20 protein-coding genes and 2 tRNA genes are annotated in these 19140 nt (G+C 57.2%); 10 read left to right on the top strand and 12 right to left on the bottom strand.

From position 1 onward, the window contains the following. Position 1: 1 nt before the first annotated feature. The 4 genes from GXX95_08530 to GXX95_08545 all read right to left on the bottom strand — a co-directional run bounded on the left by GXX95_08530 (position 2) and on the right by GXX95_08545 (position 3321). A complete protein-coding gene (locus tag GXX95_08530; protein ID NLT38187.1) occupies positions 2–976 on the bottom strand; it encodes a hypothetical protein in 975 nt (324 codons plus the stop codon). 26 nt (positions 977–1002) lie between these two features. Further along, complete coding sequence (locus GXX95_08535; protein NLT38188.1) at positions 1003–1401, bottom strand: hypothetical protein; 399 nt, start codon at positions 1399–1401, stop codon at positions 1003–1005. A gap of 62 nt (positions 1402–1463) precedes the next feature. Beyond that, positions 1464–2288, bottom strand: coding sequence for an aldo/keto reductase (locus GXX95_08540; GenBank protein ID NLT38189.1), 825 nt, complete (start codon positions 2286–2288; stop codon positions 1464–1466). Between the two features lie 73 nt (positions 2289–2361). Next, on the bottom strand, positions 2362–3321 hold the full coding sequence (locus GXX95_08545) for a hypothetical protein (protein ID NLT38190.1): 960 nt from the start codon (positions 3319–3321) through the stop codon (positions 2362–2364). Positions 3322–3599: 278 nt separating this feature from the next. On the opposite strand from GXX95_08545, the gene GXX95_08550 reads away from it, so the two are divergent. The 3 genes from GXX95_08550 (at position 3600) to GXX95_08560 (ending at position 5690) form a co-directional block, all read left to right on the top strand. Further along, positions 3600–4238, top strand: a complete 639-nt coding sequence (locus tag GXX95_08550) for a DUF116 domain-containing protein (protein NLT38191.1) — start codon at positions 3600–3602, stop codon at positions 4236–4238. 70 nt (positions 4239–4308) lie between these two features. After that, entirely contained in the window at positions 4309–4812 is a 504-nt protein-coding gene (locus tag GXX95_08555; GenBank protein ID NLT38192.1) for a CBS domain-containing protein, read from the top strand. Then, complete coding sequence (locus tag GXX95_08560; GenBank protein ID NLT38193.1) at positions 4809–5690, top strand: mechanosensitive ion channel family protein; 882 nt, start codon at positions 4809–4811, stop codon at positions 5688–5690. The genes GXX95_08555 and GXX95_08560 overlap by 4 nt, the downstream gene beginning before the upstream one ends. Positions 5691–5705: 15 nt before the next feature. Here the strand turns inward: GXX95_08560 and GXX95_08565 are convergent, their stop codons facing one another. After that, positions 5706–6281, bottom strand: a complete 576-nt coding sequence (locus GXX95_08565; protein ID NLT38194.1) for a hypothetical protein — start codon at positions 6279–6281, stop codon at positions 5706–5708. A gap of 209 nt (positions 6282–6490) precedes the next feature. On the opposite strand from GXX95_08565, the gene GXX95_08570 reads away from it, so the two are divergent. Beyond that, positions 6491–6805 carry a winged helix-turn-helix transcriptional regulator gene (locus GXX95_08570; GenBank protein ID NLT38195.1) on the top strand — a complete coding sequence of 105 codons (315 nt, stop codon included), beginning with the start codon at positions 6491–6493 and terminating at the stop codon, positions 6803–6805. A 74-nt stretch (positions 6806–6879) separates the two neighbouring features. Here the strand turns inward: GXX95_08570 and GXX95_08575 are convergent, their stop codons facing one another. Both GXX95_08575 and GXX95_08580 read right to left on the bottom strand, forming a co-directional pair. Then, positions 6880–8544 carry a hypothetical protein gene (locus tag GXX95_08575; GenBank protein ID NLT38196.1) on the bottom strand — a complete coding sequence of 555 codons (1665 nt, stop codon included), beginning with the start codon at positions 8542–8544 and terminating at the stop codon, positions 6880–6882. 352 nt (positions 8545–8896) lie between these two features. Next, positions 8897–9379 (bottom strand): hypothetical protein, encoded by a 483-nt coding sequence (locus GXX95_08580; GenBank protein ID NLT38197.1) that lies wholly within the window; start codon positions 9377–9379, stop codon positions 8897–8899. Positions 9380–9661: 282 nt separating this feature from the next. Here GXX95_08580 and GXX95_08585 point away from each other — a divergent pair, with 282 nt between their 5' ends. Then, entirely contained in the window at positions 9662–10963 is a 1302-nt protein-coding gene (locus GXX95_08585; protein NLT38198.1) for an FAD-binding oxidoreductase, read from the top strand. 50 nt (positions 10964–11013) lie between these two features. Here the strand turns inward: GXX95_08585 and GXX95_08590 are convergent, their stop codons facing one another. Then, positions 11014–12075 carry a CehA/McbA family metallohydrolase gene (locus GXX95_08590; GenBank protein NLT38199.1) on the bottom strand — a complete coding sequence of 354 codons (1062 nt, stop codon included), beginning with the start codon at positions 12073–12075 and terminating at the stop codon, positions 11014–11016. Positions 12076–12236: 161 nt separating this feature from the next. Continuing rightward, complete coding sequence (locus tag GXX95_08595; protein NLT38200.1) at positions 12237–12893, bottom strand: hypothetical protein; 657 nt, start codon at positions 12891–12893, stop codon at positions 12237–12239. A 94-nt stretch (positions 12894–12987) separates the two neighbouring features. On the opposite strand from GXX95_08595, the gene GXX95_08600 reads away from it, so the two are divergent. Together GXX95_08600 and GXX95_08605 are read left to right on the top strand one after the other, a co-directional pair. Then, on the top strand, positions 12988–13662 hold the full coding sequence (locus GXX95_08600; protein NLT38201.1) for an ABC transporter ATP-binding protein: 675 nt from the start codon (positions 12988–12990) through the stop codon (positions 13660–13662). Between the two features lie 9 nt (positions 13663–13671). Continuing rightward, positions 13672–15954: an ABC transporter permease gene (locus GXX95_08605; GenBank protein NLT38202.1), complete on the top strand. Its 2283-nt coding sequence runs from the start codon at positions 13672–13674 to the stop codon at positions 15952–15954. A gap of 109 nt (positions 15955–16063) precedes the next feature. On the opposite strand, the gene GXX95_08610 is transcribed toward GXX95_08605, so the two are convergent. Beyond that, on the bottom strand, positions 16064–17017 hold the full coding sequence (locus GXX95_08610) for a sodium:calcium antiporter (GenBank protein ID NLT38203.1): 954 nt from the start codon (positions 17015–17017) through the stop codon (positions 16064–16066). A gap of 80 nt (positions 17018–17097) precedes the next feature. After that, a tRNA-Ile gene (locus GXX95_08615) sits at positions 17098–17194 on the bottom strand. Between the two features lie 127 nt (positions 17195–17321). Here GXX95_08615 and msrA point away from each other — a divergent pair. The 3 genes from msrA (at position 17322) to GXX95_08630 (ending at position 19014) form a co-directional block, all read left to right on the top strand. Further along, positions 17322–17801, top strand: coding sequence for a peptide-methionine (S)-S-oxide reductase MsrA (msrA, locus tag GXX95_08620; GenBank protein ID NLT38204.1), 480 nt, complete (start codon positions 17322–17324; stop codon positions 17799–17801). 68 nt (positions 17802–17869) lie between these two features. Beyond that, on the top strand, positions 17870–18490 hold the full coding sequence (locus GXX95_08625) for a DUF2284 domain-containing protein (GenBank protein ID NLT38205.1): 621 nt from the start codon (positions 17870–17872) through the stop codon (positions 18488–18490). An 11-nt stretch (positions 18491–18501) separates the two neighbouring features. Beyond that, positions 18502–19014, top strand: coding sequence for a hypothetical protein (locus GXX95_08630; GenBank protein NLT38206.1), 513 nt, complete (start codon positions 18502–18504; stop codon positions 19012–19014). A 10-nt stretch (positions 19015–19024) separates the two neighbouring features. Here GXX95_08630 and GXX95_08635 read toward each other — a convergent pair. Next, positions 19025–19119: transfer RNA gene (locus GXX95_08635), tRNA-Asn, on the bottom strand. Positions 19120–19140: the final 21 nt, after the last annotated feature.

Consider the following 19140-nt stretch of genomic DNA (forward strand, 5'->3'; position numbering starts at 1 on the left):
ATCATTTCCGACTCTCCTTGAGGGCCTTGAACCTTCTGACCTCTATGTTGTGCTCCCGTATCATCCCCTGAGCCTTGTAGAGCGAGAGGAGCTTACGGTGGGCCGTGAGGTCCACAGGCTCCAGTTCCACCAAGGTCTCCATCTCCCCGATGGAAGCCATAAGGAGGCCCTTGCCCTCATATAGCTCCGCCTTCCGCATCAACGCCATAGGGGTCCTAGGCCTGAGCGCCAACGCTCTCTCGAAGAGCTCCAGCGATTCCTCGGTAAGACCTGAGGCGGCGCTATCCTCCGCCCTCTTGAGATATGACTGGTGGCACTCCTCGGCATCAGGGACGTGGAGGTCCCCTTCCTCCAGGGAGGCTAGGAGATGCTCCGTCTCCATCATGCTTGCCCCTATGCTGCTGGACAACCGTTGCATTATAGAGGCGTATTCTGCATAGTCGTCCTCTGTCCCCAGCTCCCCCCGATGCCTCAGGCAGCGCATGCCTATCATGCTGACCAGAGGCCAGGTGAGGGGATCCTGGATGTGCCATAACGTAGCCAAGAGCTCCGTCCATCGATGCCCTTGGGCCTGGGAACGGTGGAGATGTCCCCTCGAGACCTCCCTTTCCATTAGCTCCTCCAGGTCCATGAGGGCCCCCTTGGCCTCCCCTGGGGAATCAGGAAGGCTGGCAGCCCGTCGCAGGGCAGGTTCCAGGACCTCCAAGGGTACGCTCATGGCCAGGTCCTGAAGGGTTGCCGATACGCTCCTCTCGGGGAAGATAAATGTGCTCGCCTGTGATGCTTCGTCCATTCGGTACTTGAGAGTCCCCAGGTTCCACCTTCCCTCTACGAACTCAGATACGGTATTCAGCAGGGTGGTGACGGCCAGGTCCCTGGCCTCATCACCGTCAGCATGGTCCCAGCGCATAGAGCTGTCGCGGTACTGGTAGTAGGCACAGCGCCACCATGTCACCACATCGTCCTGCTCTTCCATGGACTTCCCTAACGCAATGGCCGAGGTCACATCAGCTTCTTGAAGTTACCCATTTCATCGTACAGGTAACCGGAGAACCGGAACTCACCGATTGCCCCGCTCCTCCGAATGCGCCCCTTCAGGTCGGTGAGGACGGTGGCGGCGATATCGCGGGCGTAGCTGCTCGCGGGAAGGGCGACGGTCACATCCCCGAACTCATTCGCCACGAACACATAGTCCTCCATATTGCATTGCAGAGCTGCGGTCTCCGCTGTTTCTATGAACTCGAAGGCCACCACCTTGCCTTGCCTCTCGGTCTTCACCACTGCCCGAGGGGAGTGTTCGTCCACCACATGCAATGCCCTGACGGTCGGGTCCTGCTTCTCCAGCTGGGCAGCCCTTCTACTGGCTAACATCTCCAGGAACGCCTTGGTCTCCTGCTTCACGGTACTCTATCCGAGCATGATGCCTAAAATATTTCCGAACTAGCGCTTACTTCGAACCTTCCCTATGGGATCTCCTCAGGGTTCCAAGTGGTATGCAGCCCTTCGTTGAAGGAATCCATGACGGCCTCATCTACCAAGGAGATGGTGAAGTCCAGAGCTCCGGCGTTCTCGACCAGGCGCTCCCGGTGTACTGATTTGGGTATGACCACCATCCCCTTTTGGAGAACCCAGCGGATCATCATCTGTGCGGGGGAACGCCCGTACTTCTTAGCCAGCTCCAACAGGCGGGGATCTTTCAGCCTGCTGCCGCGGGTCAGGGGGCTGTGCGCTTCCAGGACCACCCCCTTATTTCGGCAGTAGGAAAGCAGCTCCTTCTGATACAGGAAGGGGGAGAACTCCACCTGGTCGACCGCCGGAACGACATAAGAGCGGCCGATCGTCTCCTCGAGATGCTTGATGGTATAGTTGCTGACCCCGATCGCCCGGGCCATCCCTTCTTCCAGGAGGCGTTCCAGCGCTTTCCACGTCTCCTCCCTCTCGCCGCGAGGCCAGTGGACAAGGTACAGGTCCACATGGTCCAGGCCGAGCAGCTTCAGGCTCCTGTCAAAGGCGGCCAGCGCTTCCTTCCTCCCATGGTCGGTGTTCCATAGCTTGGTGGTGATGAAGAGATCCTCCCGCGGCAACCCGCTCTCGCGTATAGCCCTACCCACACCTTCCTCGTTTGCGTAGTATGAGGCGGTATCGATATGGCGATACCCGATGTCCAGGGCCTGACGGACGACACTGTACGCCTGATCGTTGGGGACCTTGAAGGTCCCCAGGCCGAGGACCGGAATCCTGACGCCGTTGTTGAGGGTGATGGTGCTGGCTAGCGTTAGATCTGACATGCGGGAGAACGATGGGAGGTACAAGGATAAAGAACGTGGCAAAAAAAGGAGGAGGAAAGGGATTGGAAGAGGTTTACCCGCCTAGGGGAATGGTGGATATCTGGCCGCTGATTTGGTCCCGGTACTGGAGGGTGAAATCATCGTGTACCCCGGAGATGTAGAACTTGGCCAGGAACTGGGCTTCCTGCCCCACCGCGAGCTCCTGGGACTTAAACTCCATCGCCGTGGTGTTGGCAGCTACCTCCTCCGCTCCATTGTTCAGGACAAGGTAGGCTGCGTTGACCGTGTACCTCACGTTCCAGTTGTTGGTGGCCTTCACCAGGACAGCATAGAAGGAACCGTTGACATCACTATCTCTGGCCCCAACGCCTGCCTGGAAGGACAGCGAGCCGGTGATGGGCACGTTCAACGGATAGATGGTCACGGGCGAAGATATGGCCTTGCCGGTGTCAAGATCATAGGCTTGGAACACGAACGTATAGTTCAGGGTGTCCGTGAACTGCACCGTGAAGGTCCTAAGGCCGTCCGCAGAGCCGTTGCTCTTATAGCTGCCCACGTCACCGCTCAAGCAGTAATAGAGCGAGTAGAGGCCGTCCCTGTAGTTCCTTGTGAAGTTGACATCCTTGTTGTTGGAGGTCTTGACCACAATGTCATTTAGGGCTATCTCCTGTTGTTTCTGAGCGAACATCTTGAACAGTACATTGCCGACATACCCGTTGTTGGGTGCGCTGCTAATGTTGAACTGGTAGGCCCTGTTCCAGCTGTAGTTGTAGTTGCTCTCTCCCTTCCCAGGATAATCGACGTTCAGGGTGACCTTCTTGTCAGCGTCCGAAACACTGTCCGTCCAGAAATTGACGGTCAGGGTCTTGTTGACAGAATCAACGGCGTCGCTGGCCGTGTCCCCCCCATCATTGTCATTGTCATCAGTGTCACCGTTGCTCGGGAACAAGCTGTTCAGGTTCAGGGCCACGAAGACCCCAGCGATGACCACTATTGCCGCCACAGCAATCGCGATGATCATGTTCTTCTTCATGTTCTCACAGGTCCGTTGTAATCGGTTTGACCTTTATTTAGAATAGGACATATAAATATTTAGGTCCCATCCACCTACGATTTGTAATATCCAGAAAGATATTTTATCTTACGCATGTCAGAATTCCCCAGTCATAATCAGGCGAACATGTTAGGCGGCGGCACTTTTTAGCATCAAGCCCCAGAACGTTAGAGTATTTTTCCAGTAATTAAGGAGACATTAAGTTATACTCGATACCCTTAGACTGACACGTGGTCCTTCCTTCCTTTGACAGCGTTATGGCCTTCATAGGTTATGCCCTGCTGGCCATTGTCTCTTTCATCCTCATATTGGGGATGGTGATGTTGGCGGTCGCCCTCATCTCCATGCGACGAGGACGTTTCTACCTTCCATGGCTGCTTCGGCCCGGCCTCATAATGCTGGAGGGTCTGGCGAAGACCATATGGAAGATCGGTAAGGTGGACGACAGGGAGATAAGCGCCTTCTCTATACGCATGCGCAATCAGCTCAACCGGGAACGTTTCAGCAGGGTGCCCATGAAGGATAGGGCGGTGTTCCTGCCACAATGCCTGCGGTCCTCCGAGTGCCCCTCGCACCTCACCACCGAGGGTCTGGTGTGCAAGCGATGCATGCGGTGTGACATCGGCAGGTCCATAGATGAATTGGAGGCCCAGGGCTGCAAGGTGTTCATCGTGCCCGGCTCAACCTTTCTTACGAGGATGGTCAAGAAGTACCGGCCTCAGGCCATCATCGGAGTAGGTTGTCTGATGGAGGTCAAGGAGGGGTTGGACATGCTGGAGCGGAAGAACCTCCTGGGGATGGGGGTCGTTACTACCAAGGACGGCTGTGTGGAGACGACCCTGGATTGGAGCGCCCTGATGGAGGCCGTTACCTTACAACCTTCGACCGATCACTAATTTTGGCCATATTTGCTCCGGGTGAGCGTGAGGGCGAATCGTTGAAGTATCTGGGCTCCAATCAAAGTTCATGCGGACGGAGGAGAAGACGTTCAGGGACACCCTCGTCGGCGATGTATACGAGCTCATCGTCAAGAGGCCGACAACGGTCGCCAGGGATGCTAAGATATCCAAGATAATCGAAGGCATGCTGGAAAATACCGTCTCTCGGAAGGTCTACGTAATCGATGAGGAAGGAATGCTCCTGGGCATGGTCAACACCGATACCATCCTCCGCCTTATCGGTTACCGTACCGGTGTCAGAGATAAGGGGGCCCTCTCCTTCTACCGCTTCCTCAGGGATACGCTCAAGCAGGATATCGCTGACCTCGTGACCCCCACACGCTCAGTGACCAAGGACGATCGGCTGGTGGACGCGCTGGAGATCATGATAAAGGACCATGTCAATGACCTCCCCGTGGTAGATGCCGAAGGGCGACTGATAGGGGAGCTGGTGAGCTTAGAGCTCTTCTTGAAGGGCAGAGAACTGTTCAATAGTGAGGCCGACAAGGGCGGGTCCCCGGGATCACCATGAGTTGGTTGGACACACCGATCTTCGGCACATTCACCGCTGAGATACTGATAGTCTTCCTGCTGGTCGTCCTCATAGGTGCGCTCATCGGAAGGATCTCGAATTACCTGATCCGCCGGACGCTCGACGAGAGGGTTGGGCGCAGGATGTCCAAACTCATCGCCCGCCTGGTGATGTACTCCATCCTGATCGCAGCCATCAGCATAGCGTTCAGCCAGGTCCTTAAGCAAGAGCTGACCGGTCTCATCATCTCGCTAGGCTTCGTTGGAGTAGCCCTCGCCTTCGCATCCCAGCAGATAATAAGCAATATTCTCTCAGGCATAATCATCTCGTTTACCCGGCCGATCCAGCTGGAGGACTGGGTGGAAGTAGGGCAGGCCCCCACGACCGGAGTTTGCCGGGTAAAGGACATCAACCTATTGAACACCGTTCTAAGGGATGTTGAAGGGCGGATCATAATGATCCCCAACTCCCTCATCCTCAACGGAAAGGTGGTGAACTATACCCAGGCCGGCTTCGTGGCCACTCAGATCAATCTCTGGGTGGACCCCAATAGCGACATGGACCTGATCAGAAGCATCATCTATGATGAGGCCGATCGCGATGAGCGCATCCTCCCGGGAATAGAAAGCAGGGAACAAAGGGGCATCATGCTCAAGCTTTTCCGCAGTCCCGGTTTCAGGAACCTTCTGGACCACAATGAGGATCTCAGTAAGCTCGATCCTCAGGTCAACATCCTGGACCTTCACGGCAGCAAGATGCGCCTTAACATCCGCATCTGGATCAGGGAGATAAATAACCGCGATGATATTGTGTCCAAGTACATCTCGGCAGTTAAGGACAGGTTCAAGGAAGCTGGAATCGAGCTGATGGACCCTTGAAGGGCACTTTGGGCCCTACAGTCTCCTCTGAGCAAGGGCGTCAAGCAAGGCCCTGGTCTGCTCCACCGGCCAGGGGGTCAGAGGTTTCAGGGACTGAGGGTCGAGCTCATAAAGGTTGTCGAACTGGTGACGCTTGGTGCCGATGCGGGCGGGGACCTGAACCTCCAGCCCCTTGATGTGCAACATGGACGTGGCCTTGTAACCCTTCATCTGCCCCCATTCCAGGGACTCCCTGGGCTTGTAGCTCTTGTTGAGCACCCCTTTTTCCTGGAGGAAGATAAGGCGGTGATCGGTGGCAAGTAGGAGCCCTCCTATCGAATTGGAGGTGGCGTCCTCATCTGATGAGTACCCCTGGTCCAGGGCTGCTCTCCATACCTGGAACACGCGCTCCCCCGGTCTCAGGCCCGCCGCCGGAAGTACCAGCGGGGAGAGGGCTGCGATAGGTTGGAAAGTAGGGGCGAAGGATGGAGACACCGCGGGTGTCGATGACGGGACCGCACCGTCCTGAACGAAGTGGTCCTTTGATGCTCCGCAGTTGGGACAGAAGTTCACATTACCGGGTACCCAGGTCTTGCATGTCTGGCAGATCATAGCGATCGCTCCATCAAATCCTGACCATGTATTATCCTTACCGCACTGAAAACTCCATTCCAATAACACGAGGGGGTGTTGGGAGGTCTCATGACCATAAAACCGTAAAGATGGTCAGGGGGGAACTCGCTCTTACCGGGGCCGTTGGTATCTCCGAAAATATGGAGTTATACGAGTCATTAAGTCGGATGACCGTTTTTTATCACAGGATGGGTGACGTAGGAACACAGCACATACTGGACATAGACCATGTCTTCTCCATCCTCACTTACCTGGAGTCCCGAAGAGGGGAGAAGGTGATCGCCTGCGAGCTAAGGGCCATAATGCCCAACTACGGCCGTATGATGACGATCGTGAGGCAGCTGGAGGAGAAGGAGCTCATCATAATAAATGTGGAGACGAAGCCTCGTAAGTCCTACTTGCTGTCACTGACCCCCCGGGGCAGGACCGTGGCCAAGAAGCTGGAGGCGTTGGATGAGCTCATACTTTCCCCTACGGACGACGGTGAAGTGAGCGGTAAGTAGAACGCATTTAAAAATTGGGGGAAGGCTCGGCGGACCCATCAATGAAAGGAGATGGGATGTGCCGGAGGTGACGTTCACCTCTTCCTTCTAAACAGCCACACCGTGCCTCCGACGAACGCGATGACGACGGCTCCCAAGATGCCTAGAAGGATCGGGTCCTCGGTCACTGCCCCTAGAACGTCAGTGGAAAGGCTTCCCACCGTGAAGTTGACAGTGCCCTCTATGCTGCGGCCAGATATGTCCGTGGCTCTGACGGTCACATTATGCGATCCCTGCTCCAGTCCGGTAAGCGTGACAGACGTCGCATTAAGTGCCAGGTCTAGGAAGCCCTGTCCGTCCAGGGAATACTTGAGGCTGCTGATGGCGATGGGGTCGGCCACGGCGAAATTGATGGTGGCGTGATTTCCAGCATAGGCCTTGCTCTGGTCCTGGAACACTATCTGGGGCGAGCCGTTGGTGACCGCGACGGTCGAGCTCTTCGTGGCCTCCCTATTGCCGGCCTTGTCCATCGAGTAGTACTCGACGGTGTGCGAGCCTGATGCCGATAGCCCCACAAGACCGGTGTAAGCTTTCCATGACCCGCCGTCTATGCGGTACATGGTCGAGTTGACCCCGGAAGCTGGATCGGTGGAAGTGAGGCCGAGGGCGACCGCCCCACTGTATGAGGTACCCACCTTATCGCCGATGAAGGATACGGTGGTGATCGGCGCTCCGGTATCCACCATTGTCGTGGCATCGGCAGCATTGCGCTTGGTCTCCAGCCTACCTTCATAATCCTTCCCCTGAGTGAAGAACTCATAACTCCCATCAGAGGGGGCTGTGAACGAGATGGCGTTGGAAACGAAGGCTCCGGACGGCTTCAAATCGTTGGTGTACTTAGTCCACTCCCCGGTCCCGTTGATGCGGTAGTAGAGGTAGACCCATTCCATGGTCATCCCCAGGGGATCGTTGTCCTCCACCTGTACAGTGAACTCGCGATCGGTCTGATAGGCCGCCATGCTGCCGGCGGACGTGACCAGGGGCACCGACTCCACGGGATCGCTGCCAACGCAGCTGATGTTGTCCAGATATACGCCTTCCTTCATACCCCCGTCCTTGACGCTGATGCCGTAGGCGTTGAAGGCATTGTTGGCGTCCCCTCCGGTGGGAGCGATGGTGCCGGAAACGAACTCGAAGCCCAGCCATGTGGCTGCGTTGGGTACGTTCACAGTCACCTTGGTCCACGTCTTGGCGGTAGCCTGGGCATAGCTGTCGGTCCAGGCGACATGCTTGCTCATGGTGGCGTTGGACCCTGTGTAGTATATCACATTGAGGAAGTCGTACCCCACCGACTCGCCCGTTCCTGGCTGCACAGCATCGGAGCGCCCGGTGTCTGAGTAGAACCAGAAAGTCAGGGTGACGGTGCTATAGTAGGCGAGACCCATCGAGGACACGTACTTGCGCATGATGGCATCCATGTTGGTATCGTAACGCAGCACCAGGCTCGCAGGGTTGGAGGTATTGCTCCCCAGTATGTTCCCGTTCAACGGCTGATCCCCGTTCCCGTCGGTATAATGGGTATTGTAACCGCTTTTAGCACAGTATGCAGCGTGTGTGCCAGCATAGCTCTCATGCGTGGTGCGGCACCAGGTGTCCAAGCTGGCAGCGGTGTTGGCATCGAACTTCGACCACTGGACGTCCCACCCCTCGAAGGAAGGCTCCTCCACATACTCGGTGAAGAACGTGGTGGTCTCGGGCATGTCCGATGCCGCCGTCGGGGTCGGCAATAAGGTGAGAATGATCGAAGCGCACATTAGCACAGCTATAGCTGTCGTGATCCTGCCTGCGTTCACAGAGGTCGATTTCTAATCGGTGCTATAAATACTTTATAGAGAAATTACATATAAATATTAAAATACTAGATTCTCTATACCGCCGCCCCTTTAGGACCTGAGCACAAGAGTGTCAGCTATCGTCCAGGTAGGGTTCTTTACGACATCCAGGACCGCCGTCCATTTTTCTAACTGGCATGTCGGCCAGTGAGAACCGGCACTAATATGTTGTAAATATGAAGCGGCCTTCGACCGAGGGCGATCATCAGTGATCAAGTCCCTACTTTTCGCGGAGGAGCTGCTCCACGAAAGACCCCACCTTGGCCTGCCAGCCATCCTCAAGAGGTCCCTTGAGTTCCTTCACGAACACTCTCACGTCCGCCTCCTTCACCAAGCCCTTAGAGCTCAGGATCTCTGTCAGCACAGGAATGCTAGTGTACCATCTCTCCTGCTCCTGGGGTGATGGCAGCTCCCCCGTCTTCTTGTTCGGCTGCGGTGCACCATGGGTCGCGAACAGTGCGTATCTGGTGCCTTCGGGTAGACTCACTTTCTTGATGAAGCGACGCATGCTCCCCAACGGTTTCCCTACCCTGGCAGGGGTACCGAATATGTACAGGTCCGCAGGGGGCAGCTCTTTTGGACGTACTTCCTGGTAACTATGTACGAAGGCCTGATGCCCCTTAGAGGCCATCGACCTCTGGATCTCCTCCGCCACCATCTTGCCGTTGCCGTACTTGGATGCATGTACTATCTCTACTCTCACTCGCTCACCGCCTGAAAATTCAATATGAGGCTGATCCGATAAGAATTTTATTATATGAGAAATTTTGATTAGACGGCCTCTGCTCCTTCCACGAACCGTCGACGTTTTTTCTCGTCATCTCGTCGAATGGCGGTGGAGGCCCCCGGTTATATTGGCCCAGTTCTCAGTTCCCGCTTAAGAGCAGTCGGTCGACAGTAACGATGCTCGTCATCACTATCACATTTCTCGCTCCTAGTTCCACCGGGGAGAGTAAATTGTACTTCCTCCCTTTTCATGTACATCATGCCTTGTGAGATCATCTCCCCCTGGATCAAGGAGATGGAAGACCGCCCAATGGGCGAGCCACTAGTCGATGATGAGAGAACGGACATCGTCATCGTTGGCGCGGGGATCGCCGGGACCTCCACTGCCTACTATTTGCTGCAGGAGAGCGACCTCCGCGTTTCTCTCTTGGAAAGGACCAAGGTCGGTTATGGCGCGTCAGGCCGGAACGGTGGTCAAGGGATCGCGTCCGTGGAACGTAGCTTCAAGGACCTTATGGGTACACATCCAGGCGCAGAGATCGCCTCCATGCTCAACGACATCGACCAGGGACACCGGATGGTGGATGAGATCTGCAGGCACATAGGTCTTGAAGACGGTCTCTTCAAGACCACCATCTGGACCGGCCTCTCCTCTCTGCTGGAGATACAGCGTCAGTTGGAGGAGATGAGGCTGCGGGCCCAGTACGGCGCTCCCATCCATCCTTTGATGATAGATAAGGAGACAATCCCCCTGGTCGAGATCGATCCGGGGCTGGCTGATATGGTCTCGACCACGACCACCTCCAAGTTAAAGGAGGTCCTCTGCACCAGGGACCGGTACATCGCTGCTTACCCTGCACCAGCGTCCCTGGCCAACAGCGGGCGGATCAGCCAGACAATCGCCCGGCATCTTCTAGATAATTATCCTGATAGGTTCGTCCTGCACGAAGAAAGCCCTGTCACCAGCATCTCCTTCACGGACGCGGTGAAGGCTCGTTCACAGGAGGGTAGCGTAACGGCCGACGCCGCCGTGATATGCACCAACGGTTATCCTCCCCCGGAGATCGAATCATATGAAGTGCCCTTGATCTCCAGGTCCTTGCGAAGGTATGTGGCCTCCATGGTCGCTCACACCTCCGAGGAGAATAATGCTCCAGGAGCTTTCACGTACTTCCATGAGGAGGGGGACCCTGAGCAGGAACCGTACTTCTACCTCACCCGGCGGTCCTTCCTTCTGAACGGAAAGGACCTGGTGACCGTGGGCGGGCCCCAGCAGCCCATATCGGAGGAGCTGGACCACGGGGCGGAGTACCCCTCTGGCATCTACGCCAGGATCGACGGTTTCCTCTCTCGTTCCTATCCCCGCAAGCTCCGGGAGGAGGAGATGATGTGCTGGAACGGCCCCATGGGCTACACTCAGGACGGCATGAGGCTGGTCGGTCAGGACCCCCAGGTGCCTGGATTGTGGTACAACACCGCATGCAACGGAATAGGGTTCCTCCCATCCATAGTCGGCGGATGGAGGGTCGCAGCAGAGCTGAAGGAAGCACTATCCAGATAGGCGCCCGTGCAAACATGGGGTATGGAAAGGAGCCTATTGCAACTAAGCAACTAGATCCATACAGGTTCCCAGGTCCGGGTTGCAAAGGACGGTCCGATATCGGAGACGGTGTTACCCGACACCGATGTCGAACTTTTTCCTACGAAGACCGGCTGGCTCCAGGCCTTAAGCCCATCAGCGGAGACCTCCGCCCGGACATAGCCCTCGTTTCCCTTCACGGTATAGTTGGCATAACCGCCGTTCACGGTCTCCAGCAGCCTTCCGTCACGACCGTAGAAGCTGATGCAATGGGCGTCGGGACTGCTGACGGTGAAGGTCGTCCCGTTGAACCTCAGTTCATCGAACATAGGCCCCTGGGTAGAGTAGAACGACCCTCGCTTTATTGCGTTTATCACGTTGGCGGTGGTCAGCTTTCCGCTCAGCCTCACCTCTATCCACCCCTTGTCGTACGTCGCCGATGTATGGGCATCATCGCCGGCCGTTCCCCAGACCACCCTGCCTGTACTCAGGATGTCGTCCCAGAGGGATACCGCATCACCGCTCAGGAAACCATCACTGTAGCCGTTGTAGATTTCGATCGCCGTGTAGTTCCGTAGCTCCTTCAGGTCGTTCAGGTCGTAGGAGAACATGAACATGGTCGGATGGTTAAGCACCACGATGCCGCTCTGGGAGGTGATGCTGTCGATCCTCTTCTGCTGCGGCAGGTCCTCCGAGGGAGCCGAGGAGATGTTAATCCCGTTCATGTGCGGATTATATTGAAGCCCTGACTCGGTGGAGCCCTTGCCATACTCCTGCCCCAGCACCAGGACGCTGCCACCCTTGATCTTCGTCACTGTGTGATGATCGCTGATGGCGATGAACTTGTATCCAAAGCTGGCATATCTGGCGACGACGTCCGAGGGAGCGAGCTCGCCGTCCGATCGCGTGGAATGGCTGTGCAGCTGTCCCTTGTACCAGGTACCTCCGCTGGCATATGGATTATACTCCGCGAAGTCGACATTGTCGCTGGGCGAGGGGAACAGCGTGCTGCTGAGAGCTGACCACACAGGCACTATGGCGACGGCCATCACCACGATGGCAACGATGATAAGAACGATCGAGCGTGCCTTCATCTGCCTCTGCTCCTAGGCAGGTCGACATTAATAATCTTGTCCCGCGAAGGGCCTAAGACCACCGGCCGCTCGGACGAGGAGTACAATACAGGCGCCAGAGGCAGAACCTGAATAGCATGGGCGCTACGTTGAGATGTCATCGGCATAGGGTCACATAGCGATCAGTAACCGGCAAGGATGCCATCGATCAGACGAACCTCGGCCTTGCGAAGGTGCTCTGTCACCGTGGACGTGGAGAGCCCCAGGGCCTTGGCGACGTCCTCCGCTCCCGCCTCCCGGGGGTAACGGTAGTACCCCATCTTCTTGGCCGTGACCAGGATCGACCTTTGCTTTTCGGTCAGAAGGGATAAATGGTCACCATCGGTGAACGACGTGTTATGAATGCTGATCTTGGCGTTCAATCCGAACTCCTTCAACAGTTCTAGGGCTTTCCTGATCGGCTCATCCTCGCCTATGAAGCTGTATACTATCTTATCGCGAGATATTTTCATCGGGTGGGTCCAGGTCAGGTCTAGGTCGGCATCCTTCCGGATATCATCGAACCCTTCCGGCATCCTGACCTTCATCAGGCAAGTTACCTCGTTGCCCTTCTGCTCCATGACCTCCACGATCTTAATGTCGAACAGGTCCGTGGACTTTATGTCCTCCACCGTGGACCCGGGGGCCAGTCTTATCTTCAACACCACGATCTTCAAGCCCTGCTGGAGATCCAATCGGAGCAGCTCGACCATCTCCATCTCCTCCATATGCTCCATCAGGGGCCGCATGATCTCCCCGAGCCTCTGATCGGGAACCATCTCGATCGTGATCTTGCGCATGATATCACATCTATGTCATACGTATTTAAAATGCCGTGAATCAACGGCACAACATCCTTTCGTCCCCACGTCCTTATTGTAACCAGGGAGAAACATGAGCTTCCTTAATGTGATGGCGCTTTCCAAGGCCTTCCGCAGCGGGGACGAGGAGACATTGGTCCTGTCGGACCTGGCATTGTCGGTGGAGAGGGGCGAGATGGTGATGATCATGGGCCCATCGGGTTCGGGGAAGACCACCTTGCTCAATGCCATCGGTGGCATCGAACGGCCGGATGCGGGGAGCATCATAGTGGACGGGCGGGAAATCACATTATTGGACCGCAACGGACTCAATGATTACCGCCGCACCGATGTCGGCTTCGTCTTTCAGTTCTATAATCTCATACCCACCCTCACCGCGCTGGAGAACGTAATGCTGGCTATCGAGGGAAGGGGGTTCACTAGGGTGGATGCCAGGGAACGGTCCATAAAGGAGCTGGAGGCTGTGGGTATGGTGGAAAAGCTCGACAGCTTTCCCCAGCAGCTCTCTGCTGGACAGCAGCAGAGGGTGGCCATCGCCCGTGCCCTGGTCAAGAGGCCCAAACTGGTCCTCGCCGATGAACCGACTGGGAACCTGGATGAAGGTAGCGAAGGTGTCGTGCTCGACGTTCTCACGCGAGCAAGCAAGGAGCTGGGGACGTCCTTCGTGGTGGTCTCACACAACTTCCGCCTCCGGGAACGCATGGACCGATGCTATGAGCTGAGGCGCGGTCGGCTGATCGAGGCATGAGGAGGCCCTATGTCCCTCACCTTCAAGATGATGCTGCGGAGGCTGCGAGGAAGGAAGCTCAGCCTGACACTATCCTCGTTCATCGTCGCCTGGGCACTGGCCATGATGGCGGCGGGGCTGTATAGCTCAGAGGCTATAGAGACCAGCGCCTCCTCCTACCTGGACGACAGCCGCATGCCAGACCTACTGGTATCTCTGTACGAGGGGCGGACTCCAGAGGAGATCAACAGCGCGCTCGCATCCCTTCCCGTGCAGGCCTATGATCTCAGGCTGAAGGAGACGGGGCAGGTCCTGGTGAACGGAAGCTGGTCCCAGGCCACCATAATCGGCATCTCTGATCCCTCCCGGACGGACATCAGTCGCCTCACTTTACTGGAAGGTCGGTTGTTCTCCACCCCCTCAGAAGGCGTCGTTATCGCGGGGGGCAAGGACATCGGGGGAACGGCCCAGCTGCTCGTGAACGGCACATCCCTGAGCGTAGACATAACGGGCGTGGTGCGCTCTCCGGAATACCTTTTCAACGAGCTACAGGCCGGAGCCATCATCTCCGGGTCAGGCGGGGCAACGATCATTTACATCCCCCTGCCCACGCTGATGTCGGCATCTGGTAACAACATAAACGACATCGCGCTGATGGTGGACGGTGGCACCAGGGAAGAGATCGCCGCTTCTCTCGTATCCCTGCCCGTCTCTTCCATGACCTTCAAAGAGGACCACCCCACTGTCGTGTTCATCGACATGGGAGCGAGCAAGATGGCGGTCATGCTGCCATCAATTAGCCTGGTGTTCGTGCTCATAGGCGGCGTTTCCATATTCATCACCATGTATCGCATGGTGGTGAGCGATTCCAGGAACATAGGGGTCCTGATGTCCCTGGGAATGGAAAGGTGGCGCATCGCGGTAACCTACCTCGGGATGGGCATGGTCACGCTGCTGGTGGGTGGATTGCTGGGTGTCCTGCTGGGTTACGGGTTCACGGTGGCTATGACATCGCTGGCTTTGCAGATGATGGGCGATATTCCCGTAGTGCTTCCGCTCAGCCCTATCCCCTTCCTCATAGGTTTCGTCATCACCGCACTGGTGGTCCTGACCGCAAGCCTGGTCCCGGTGCTTTTTGTGCTGCGACAGGACATCCGGACGGCCCTGAGCTACGTACCTCGATCGCATATCTGGGCGTGGAAGGGTCGGGGCAGGTCCCTGTCGACAACCCTGGGGATGCGTAACCTTCTCCGCGAGCCCAAACGTGCGGTCGCTATCATGATCGCGGTCGGCCTCACCGTGGGCGCTGCCGGCTCATGGTTGGTCCTTCTCGATTCCTCCACGTCGTACATTGACGGACAATCCTCCTCTTATCTCTGGGACGTCTCTATATCCTTCACGTCCCCCAGGGATCAGAGCGAGGCGATGGAACGGTTCGGGGACGAAATGGTAGCGAGGATCATGCCCTACACCATCCTTAGCGGCCTCGCCTCTCACGATGGGCGGTCCACAGGGATAGTGATGACATCATCCCCTGATATGGGCGGCATAAGGGCCTGGGAACTGCGCTCTGGGTCCCTGGACTTCAGCGGTGCGGTCATCGCCAAAAAGCTGGCCGACGAGCTGGGGGGCGGAACAGGAAGCGTGCTCAGCCTTGCGTTCGGCGGGAAGAACATAGACCTTATGGTGACAGGCATCGTGGATGACCTGCAGACCGACGCAGTGTACACCAGCAACGAGATGGCGCTATCCATCATCGGGGAGGACGTGTGTCAAGGCATTTATGTTTCCCTAAACTCAGGCCAGGAGGCGTCCAGCTACATCTCTACCGTATCCAGCGATCCCTGGGTAGCAGGAGTTCAACCACGGGAGGACGTCGTGGGCTCGGTACACGACCTGCTGGCCAGCGCGCTCTCCCTCTTTTACGGCTTCTTCGTGCTCAACCTCCTGATCGCGCTAGCGGTGGCGACATCAGCCGTCGTGGTCTCGGCATCCGAGAGGGACCTGGAGTTCACAGCAGTGTCCTCCCTTGGCCTTCCACGCTCCTTCACAATAAAATCCCTGCTGGTGGAGGCTGCCCTCCTAGGCATGGTGTCGTCCCTGCTGGCGGTCCCTTTCGCCCTACTCATGGCCCAGGTGTTCGCGGGTCTGATGGAGGAGGCCGTGTTCTACATCCCCGTGGGGATGACCATCGCTGCTGCCCTGACCGTCCTCATTGTGGGTTGGGCGTTCACAACGCCCTCGGCCGTCTGGCCCATCCGTTGGAGCAAGAGGCTGGACATAGCTCGGACGCTCAGGGAGAGGCTCCAGTAGGTCCGTCGATGGTGAGAATGGGAGGGAGAGCACCACTTCGACAGCCTTTCCCCCGGTCCGGCAAGCTGGTCTCCCTCGGTGCGATGCGGTGCAGAGGCCAGCAGGGCGATCAACTGTAAGAAAGCAATATTGCCAGATATATGACGTATAGGACCACCAGGAACACGCCCTCCCGCCTACCGATGCCCTCGCGACGGTACACGATCCCTGCCAGTAAGGTGCCGAAGAGGAGTAGGGGAACTATACCCAGCAAGATCTGGGTTTCTGTCAACGTTAGGGGCCTGATCATGGCACCAACACCAAGGACCAACAAGGAATTGAACACCAGCGTTCCCAGGGCGTTGCCGACGGCAATGTCCGCCCTCTTCTTGTAAGCAGCGACCAAGCTGGTGGCAAACTCAGGGGTCGTGGTGCCCAAGGTAACGATAGTGAGCCCAATGAGGAACTCGCTCATCCCCAGGCTCGTGGCCACCTCCGTGGCTGACCGGACAGCCGCATCGGTGGCAACGATCAATATGACCGCGCCTACCAGCACGAAGGACAGGCTTTTCAGCGGGGGCTCCACATCCGGTCTCGCAGCCTCGAACTCCTCCACCACCACCCGGGAGGGCCGGCAGCAGTAGAGCGACCGCACCAGCAGGGCTACGTAGAGGACAAATAGAGCGACCATGACGATACCCTCCACAGCTCCGAGGGTGCCATCATAAGCGAACAGCAACAGCACGAGCAGCGACGCCAGCATGAATATGGCCTCTCTCCTTATCTCCTCGAACCTGACGATGATAGGGGTCAGGATGGCACAAGCACCTATGATGTAAGTGGCATTGGATATGTTGGCCCCTATGACATTGCCCACAGAGAGCGAACCCACACCCTCCAGCCCTGACAGCACCCCCAGGACCAGCTCTGGTAGGGATGTGCCAAATGAGACGATGGTCAGTCCGATTACCAGTGGAGGAACGCCGAAGTGGGCAGCCAGTTCCGACGCGCCCTCGACAAGCCACCGAGCGCCGAAGTAAATGGCAACGACCCCGATCAACAAAACCAGCAGGGGGACTATCATCTAATGTAACTAACACCAGCATAAATTAAAACATCGGGTTATCAAGGTCGGATCGACGTCGGTACCTGGCATAAGAGGAGTGGGCCCGGTCGGATTTGAACCGACGACCATCGGGTATCTCAGGTCCCATAGGGACTCCTATGAGCCTGACGCTCCACCGGACTAAGCTACGGGCCCTATGAACGAGGTAAATTGGACCTTGAGATATATACTTTATTGAACCACGGATGAGGCTTCCAGCAATGGCCGCACCACAATCACCGCTATATAGTGGCCGTTCCTAGTAAGAAATGGCAAGGTCATCATGACAGAAGAGAAAGCTACCTTTGGGGCTGGTTGTTTCTGGGGCGTTCAGGCGGCGTTCGACAATATCGAGGGGGTCACCTCCACCACCGTGGGCTACACGGGAGGGACCCTGGAAAATCCTACCTACCGTGATGTGTGCGGTCATCGGACCGGTCACGCCGAGGCGGTGGAGATCAGCTTCGATCCGCGCATCGTGAAGTACGACGAACTGCTGGAGGTCTTCTGGAGGATACACGATCCCACCACCCTGAACCGCCAGGGTCCGGATGTCGGTGACCAGTACCGCTCATCGATATTCTACCACACGCCGGAGCAACGGGAGAAGGCCGAGCGTTCCAAGTCCGAGCAGCAGGCCAGTGGCCGCTACAGGAACCCCATTGTCACCGAGATCGTCCCAGCTGGTAAGTTCTGGCGAGCTGAAGAGTACCATCAGAAGTACCTGGTCAAACACGGTCGTGCGGCATGTCACACGAGGTAGTCAGGAAATGCCTTCGACGTTGATCCTACCGTCTTCGGATCACGCCGCGCGTGACAGGGGGATTCTAAATGGTAGATAGCGTGATCGATGCAAGAGACCTTGAGGCATTGTGCGAACTGGCCAGGTCCAGGGGGGCAAGTGGCGTCAGTACCATGGATGCGCGCGGAGTCGTCCTGGACCCCCGGGTGCGCCTGAAGTGCACCGTCCCTATGTGCGAACACTATGGCCATAACCTCATGTGCCCGCCCAACTTCATGCCCTTACAAGAGTTCGGAAAGGTGCTGGAGAGGTACTCCCGGGCCATATTGGTACAGTACCCCATCCCCGTGCGCTCCTTCACCATCGATGACAGCGCCCGGGGCATGGAGCAGGCGTACGCGGACAAGGAATACTATCAGCAGCTGCTCTGTTCGGAGATAGCGTTCATCGATCTCATGGGGCTGCTGGAGAAGGAAGCCATGAGGGCAGGGCACCGCTTCGCCGCGGCCTTCTCCGGCGGGGCCTGCCGCCTGTGCGACGAGTGCGTTGGCCAAGGTTCGGGAAAGAGCTGCCGGCACCCCTTCCGCTCCCGGCCGGCGACGGAGGCCATGGGCATAGATGTGTTCGAGACCGCCAGGAACGCGGGTCTGCCTTTCGACCTTCCGCCCAAGGACCGCCCGGTGTGGAACGGTCTGCTCCTGGTCGATTGAAAGGGTGAGGCATGGACGACATCCTTTTCGAGGAGGTCCAGCGCTTCCGGCAACCCTGGATCCTGGCCCTGCTGCTGGGGATGTTGGCGATCTTCGCCTGGGGCTTCGTCCAGCAGATCGTCCTTGGGGTTCCGTGGGGTAACAACCCGGCGTCCGACGCGCTCATGTGGGTCCTCCTACTGTTTATCAGCGCGCTGGTCGTATTCATCCTCACCATCCGCCTGGAGGTGACGGTGTCCGTCGCCGGACTTAGCGTAAGGTTCTTTCCCGTCCATCTGAGATCCCGTCATTTCGGTCGGAGCGAGATCGTGGAGCACCGCGCAATGGCTTACCATCCGCTTCGAGACTTCGGAGGTTGGGGCATAAGGTATGGACGGACTGGCTGGGCGTACATCGTCCGGGGCACGGAGGGTGTACTGGTGCGGACCTTCGACGGTAGGCAGCTGCTCATCGGCTCCCTGAGGGCGGTGGAGCTTGACGCCGCGATCGGCGTGATGTGCAAAAGGCGAAGCGATTTAAGGTAGAAGAGTGAGGCGCCGTCGAACGGGCTCGAACCGTTGACCTTGTGATGACCGTTCCCCTGTTCAGGGATTAACAGTCACACGCTCTACCAGCTGAGCTACGACGGCGTGTAGGCAAGGGAAGTACCA

Source organism: Methanomassiliicoccus sp., from assembly GCA_012719175.1.
Lineage (GTDB): Archaea > Thermoplasmatota > Thermoplasmata > Methanomassiliicoccales > Methanomassiliicoccaceae > UBA6.

Coding starts and splice junctions, on each gene's coding strand:
- GXX95_08530 (NLT38187.1), bottom strand. CDS start 976: ATGGAAGAGCAGGACGATGTGGTGACATGGTGGCGCTGTGCCTACTAC.
- GXX95_08540 (NLT38189.1), bottom strand. CDS start 2,288: ATGTCAGATCTAACGCTAGCCAGCACCATCACCCTCAACAACGGCGTC.
- GXX95_08545 (NLT38190.1), bottom strand. CDS start 3,321: ATGAAGAAGAACATGATCATCGCGATTGCTGTGGCGGCAATAGTGGTC.
- GXX95_08550 (NLT38191.1), top strand. CDS start 3,600: ATGGCCTTCATAGGTTATGCCCTGCTGGCCATTGTCTCTTTCATCCTC.
- GXX95_08555 (NLT38192.1), top strand. CDS start 4,309: ATGCGGACGGAGGAGAAGACGTTCAGGGACACCCTCGTCGGCGATGTA.
- GXX95_08560 (NLT38193.1), top strand. CDS start 4,809: ATGAGTTGGTTGGACACACCGATCTTCGGCACATTCACCGCTGAGATA.
- GXX95_08565 (NLT38194.1), bottom strand. CDS start 6,281: ATGATCTGCCAGACATGCAAGACCTGGGTACCCGGTAATGTGAACTTC.
- GXX95_08570 (NLT38195.1), top strand. CDS start 6,491: ATGGGTGACGTAGGAACACAGCACATACTGGACATAGACCATGTCTTC.
- GXX95_08575 (NLT38196.1), bottom strand. CDS start 8,544: ATGCCCGAGACCACCACGTTCTTCACCGAGTATGTGGAGGAGCCTTCC.
- GXX95_08585 (NLT38198.1), top strand. CDS start 9,662: ATGCCTTGTGAGATCATCTCCCCCTGGATCAAGGAGATGGAAGACCGC.
- GXX95_08590 (NLT38199.1), bottom strand. CDS start 12,075: ATGAAGGCACGCTCGATCGTTCTTATCATCGTTGCCATCGTGGTGATG.
- GXX95_08595 (NLT38200.1), bottom strand. CDS start 12,893: ATGCGCAAGATCACGATCGAGATGGTTCCCGATCAGAGGCTCGGGGAG.
- GXX95_08600 (NLT38201.1), top strand. CDS start 12,988: ATGAGCTTCCTTAATGTGATGGCGCTTTCCAAGGCCTTCCGCAGCGGG.
- GXX95_08605 (NLT38202.1), top strand. CDS start 13,672: ATGTCCCTCACCTTCAAGATGATGCTGCGGAGGCTGCGAGGAAGGAAG.
- GXX95_08610 (NLT38203.1), bottom strand. CDS start 17,017: ATGATAGTCCCCCTGCTGGTTTTGTTGATCGGGGTCGTTGCCATTTAC.
- msrA (NLT38204.1), top strand. CDS start 17,322: ATGACAGAAGAGAAAGCTACCTTTGGGGCTGGTTGTTTCTGGGGCGTT.
- GXX95_08625 (NLT38205.1), top strand. CDS start 17,870: ATGGTAGATAGCGTGATCGATGCAAGAGACCTTGAGGCATTGTGCGAA.
- GXX95_08630 (NLT38206.1), top strand. CDS start 18,502: ATGGACGACATCCTTTTCGAGGAGGTCCAGCGCTTCCGGCAACCCTGG.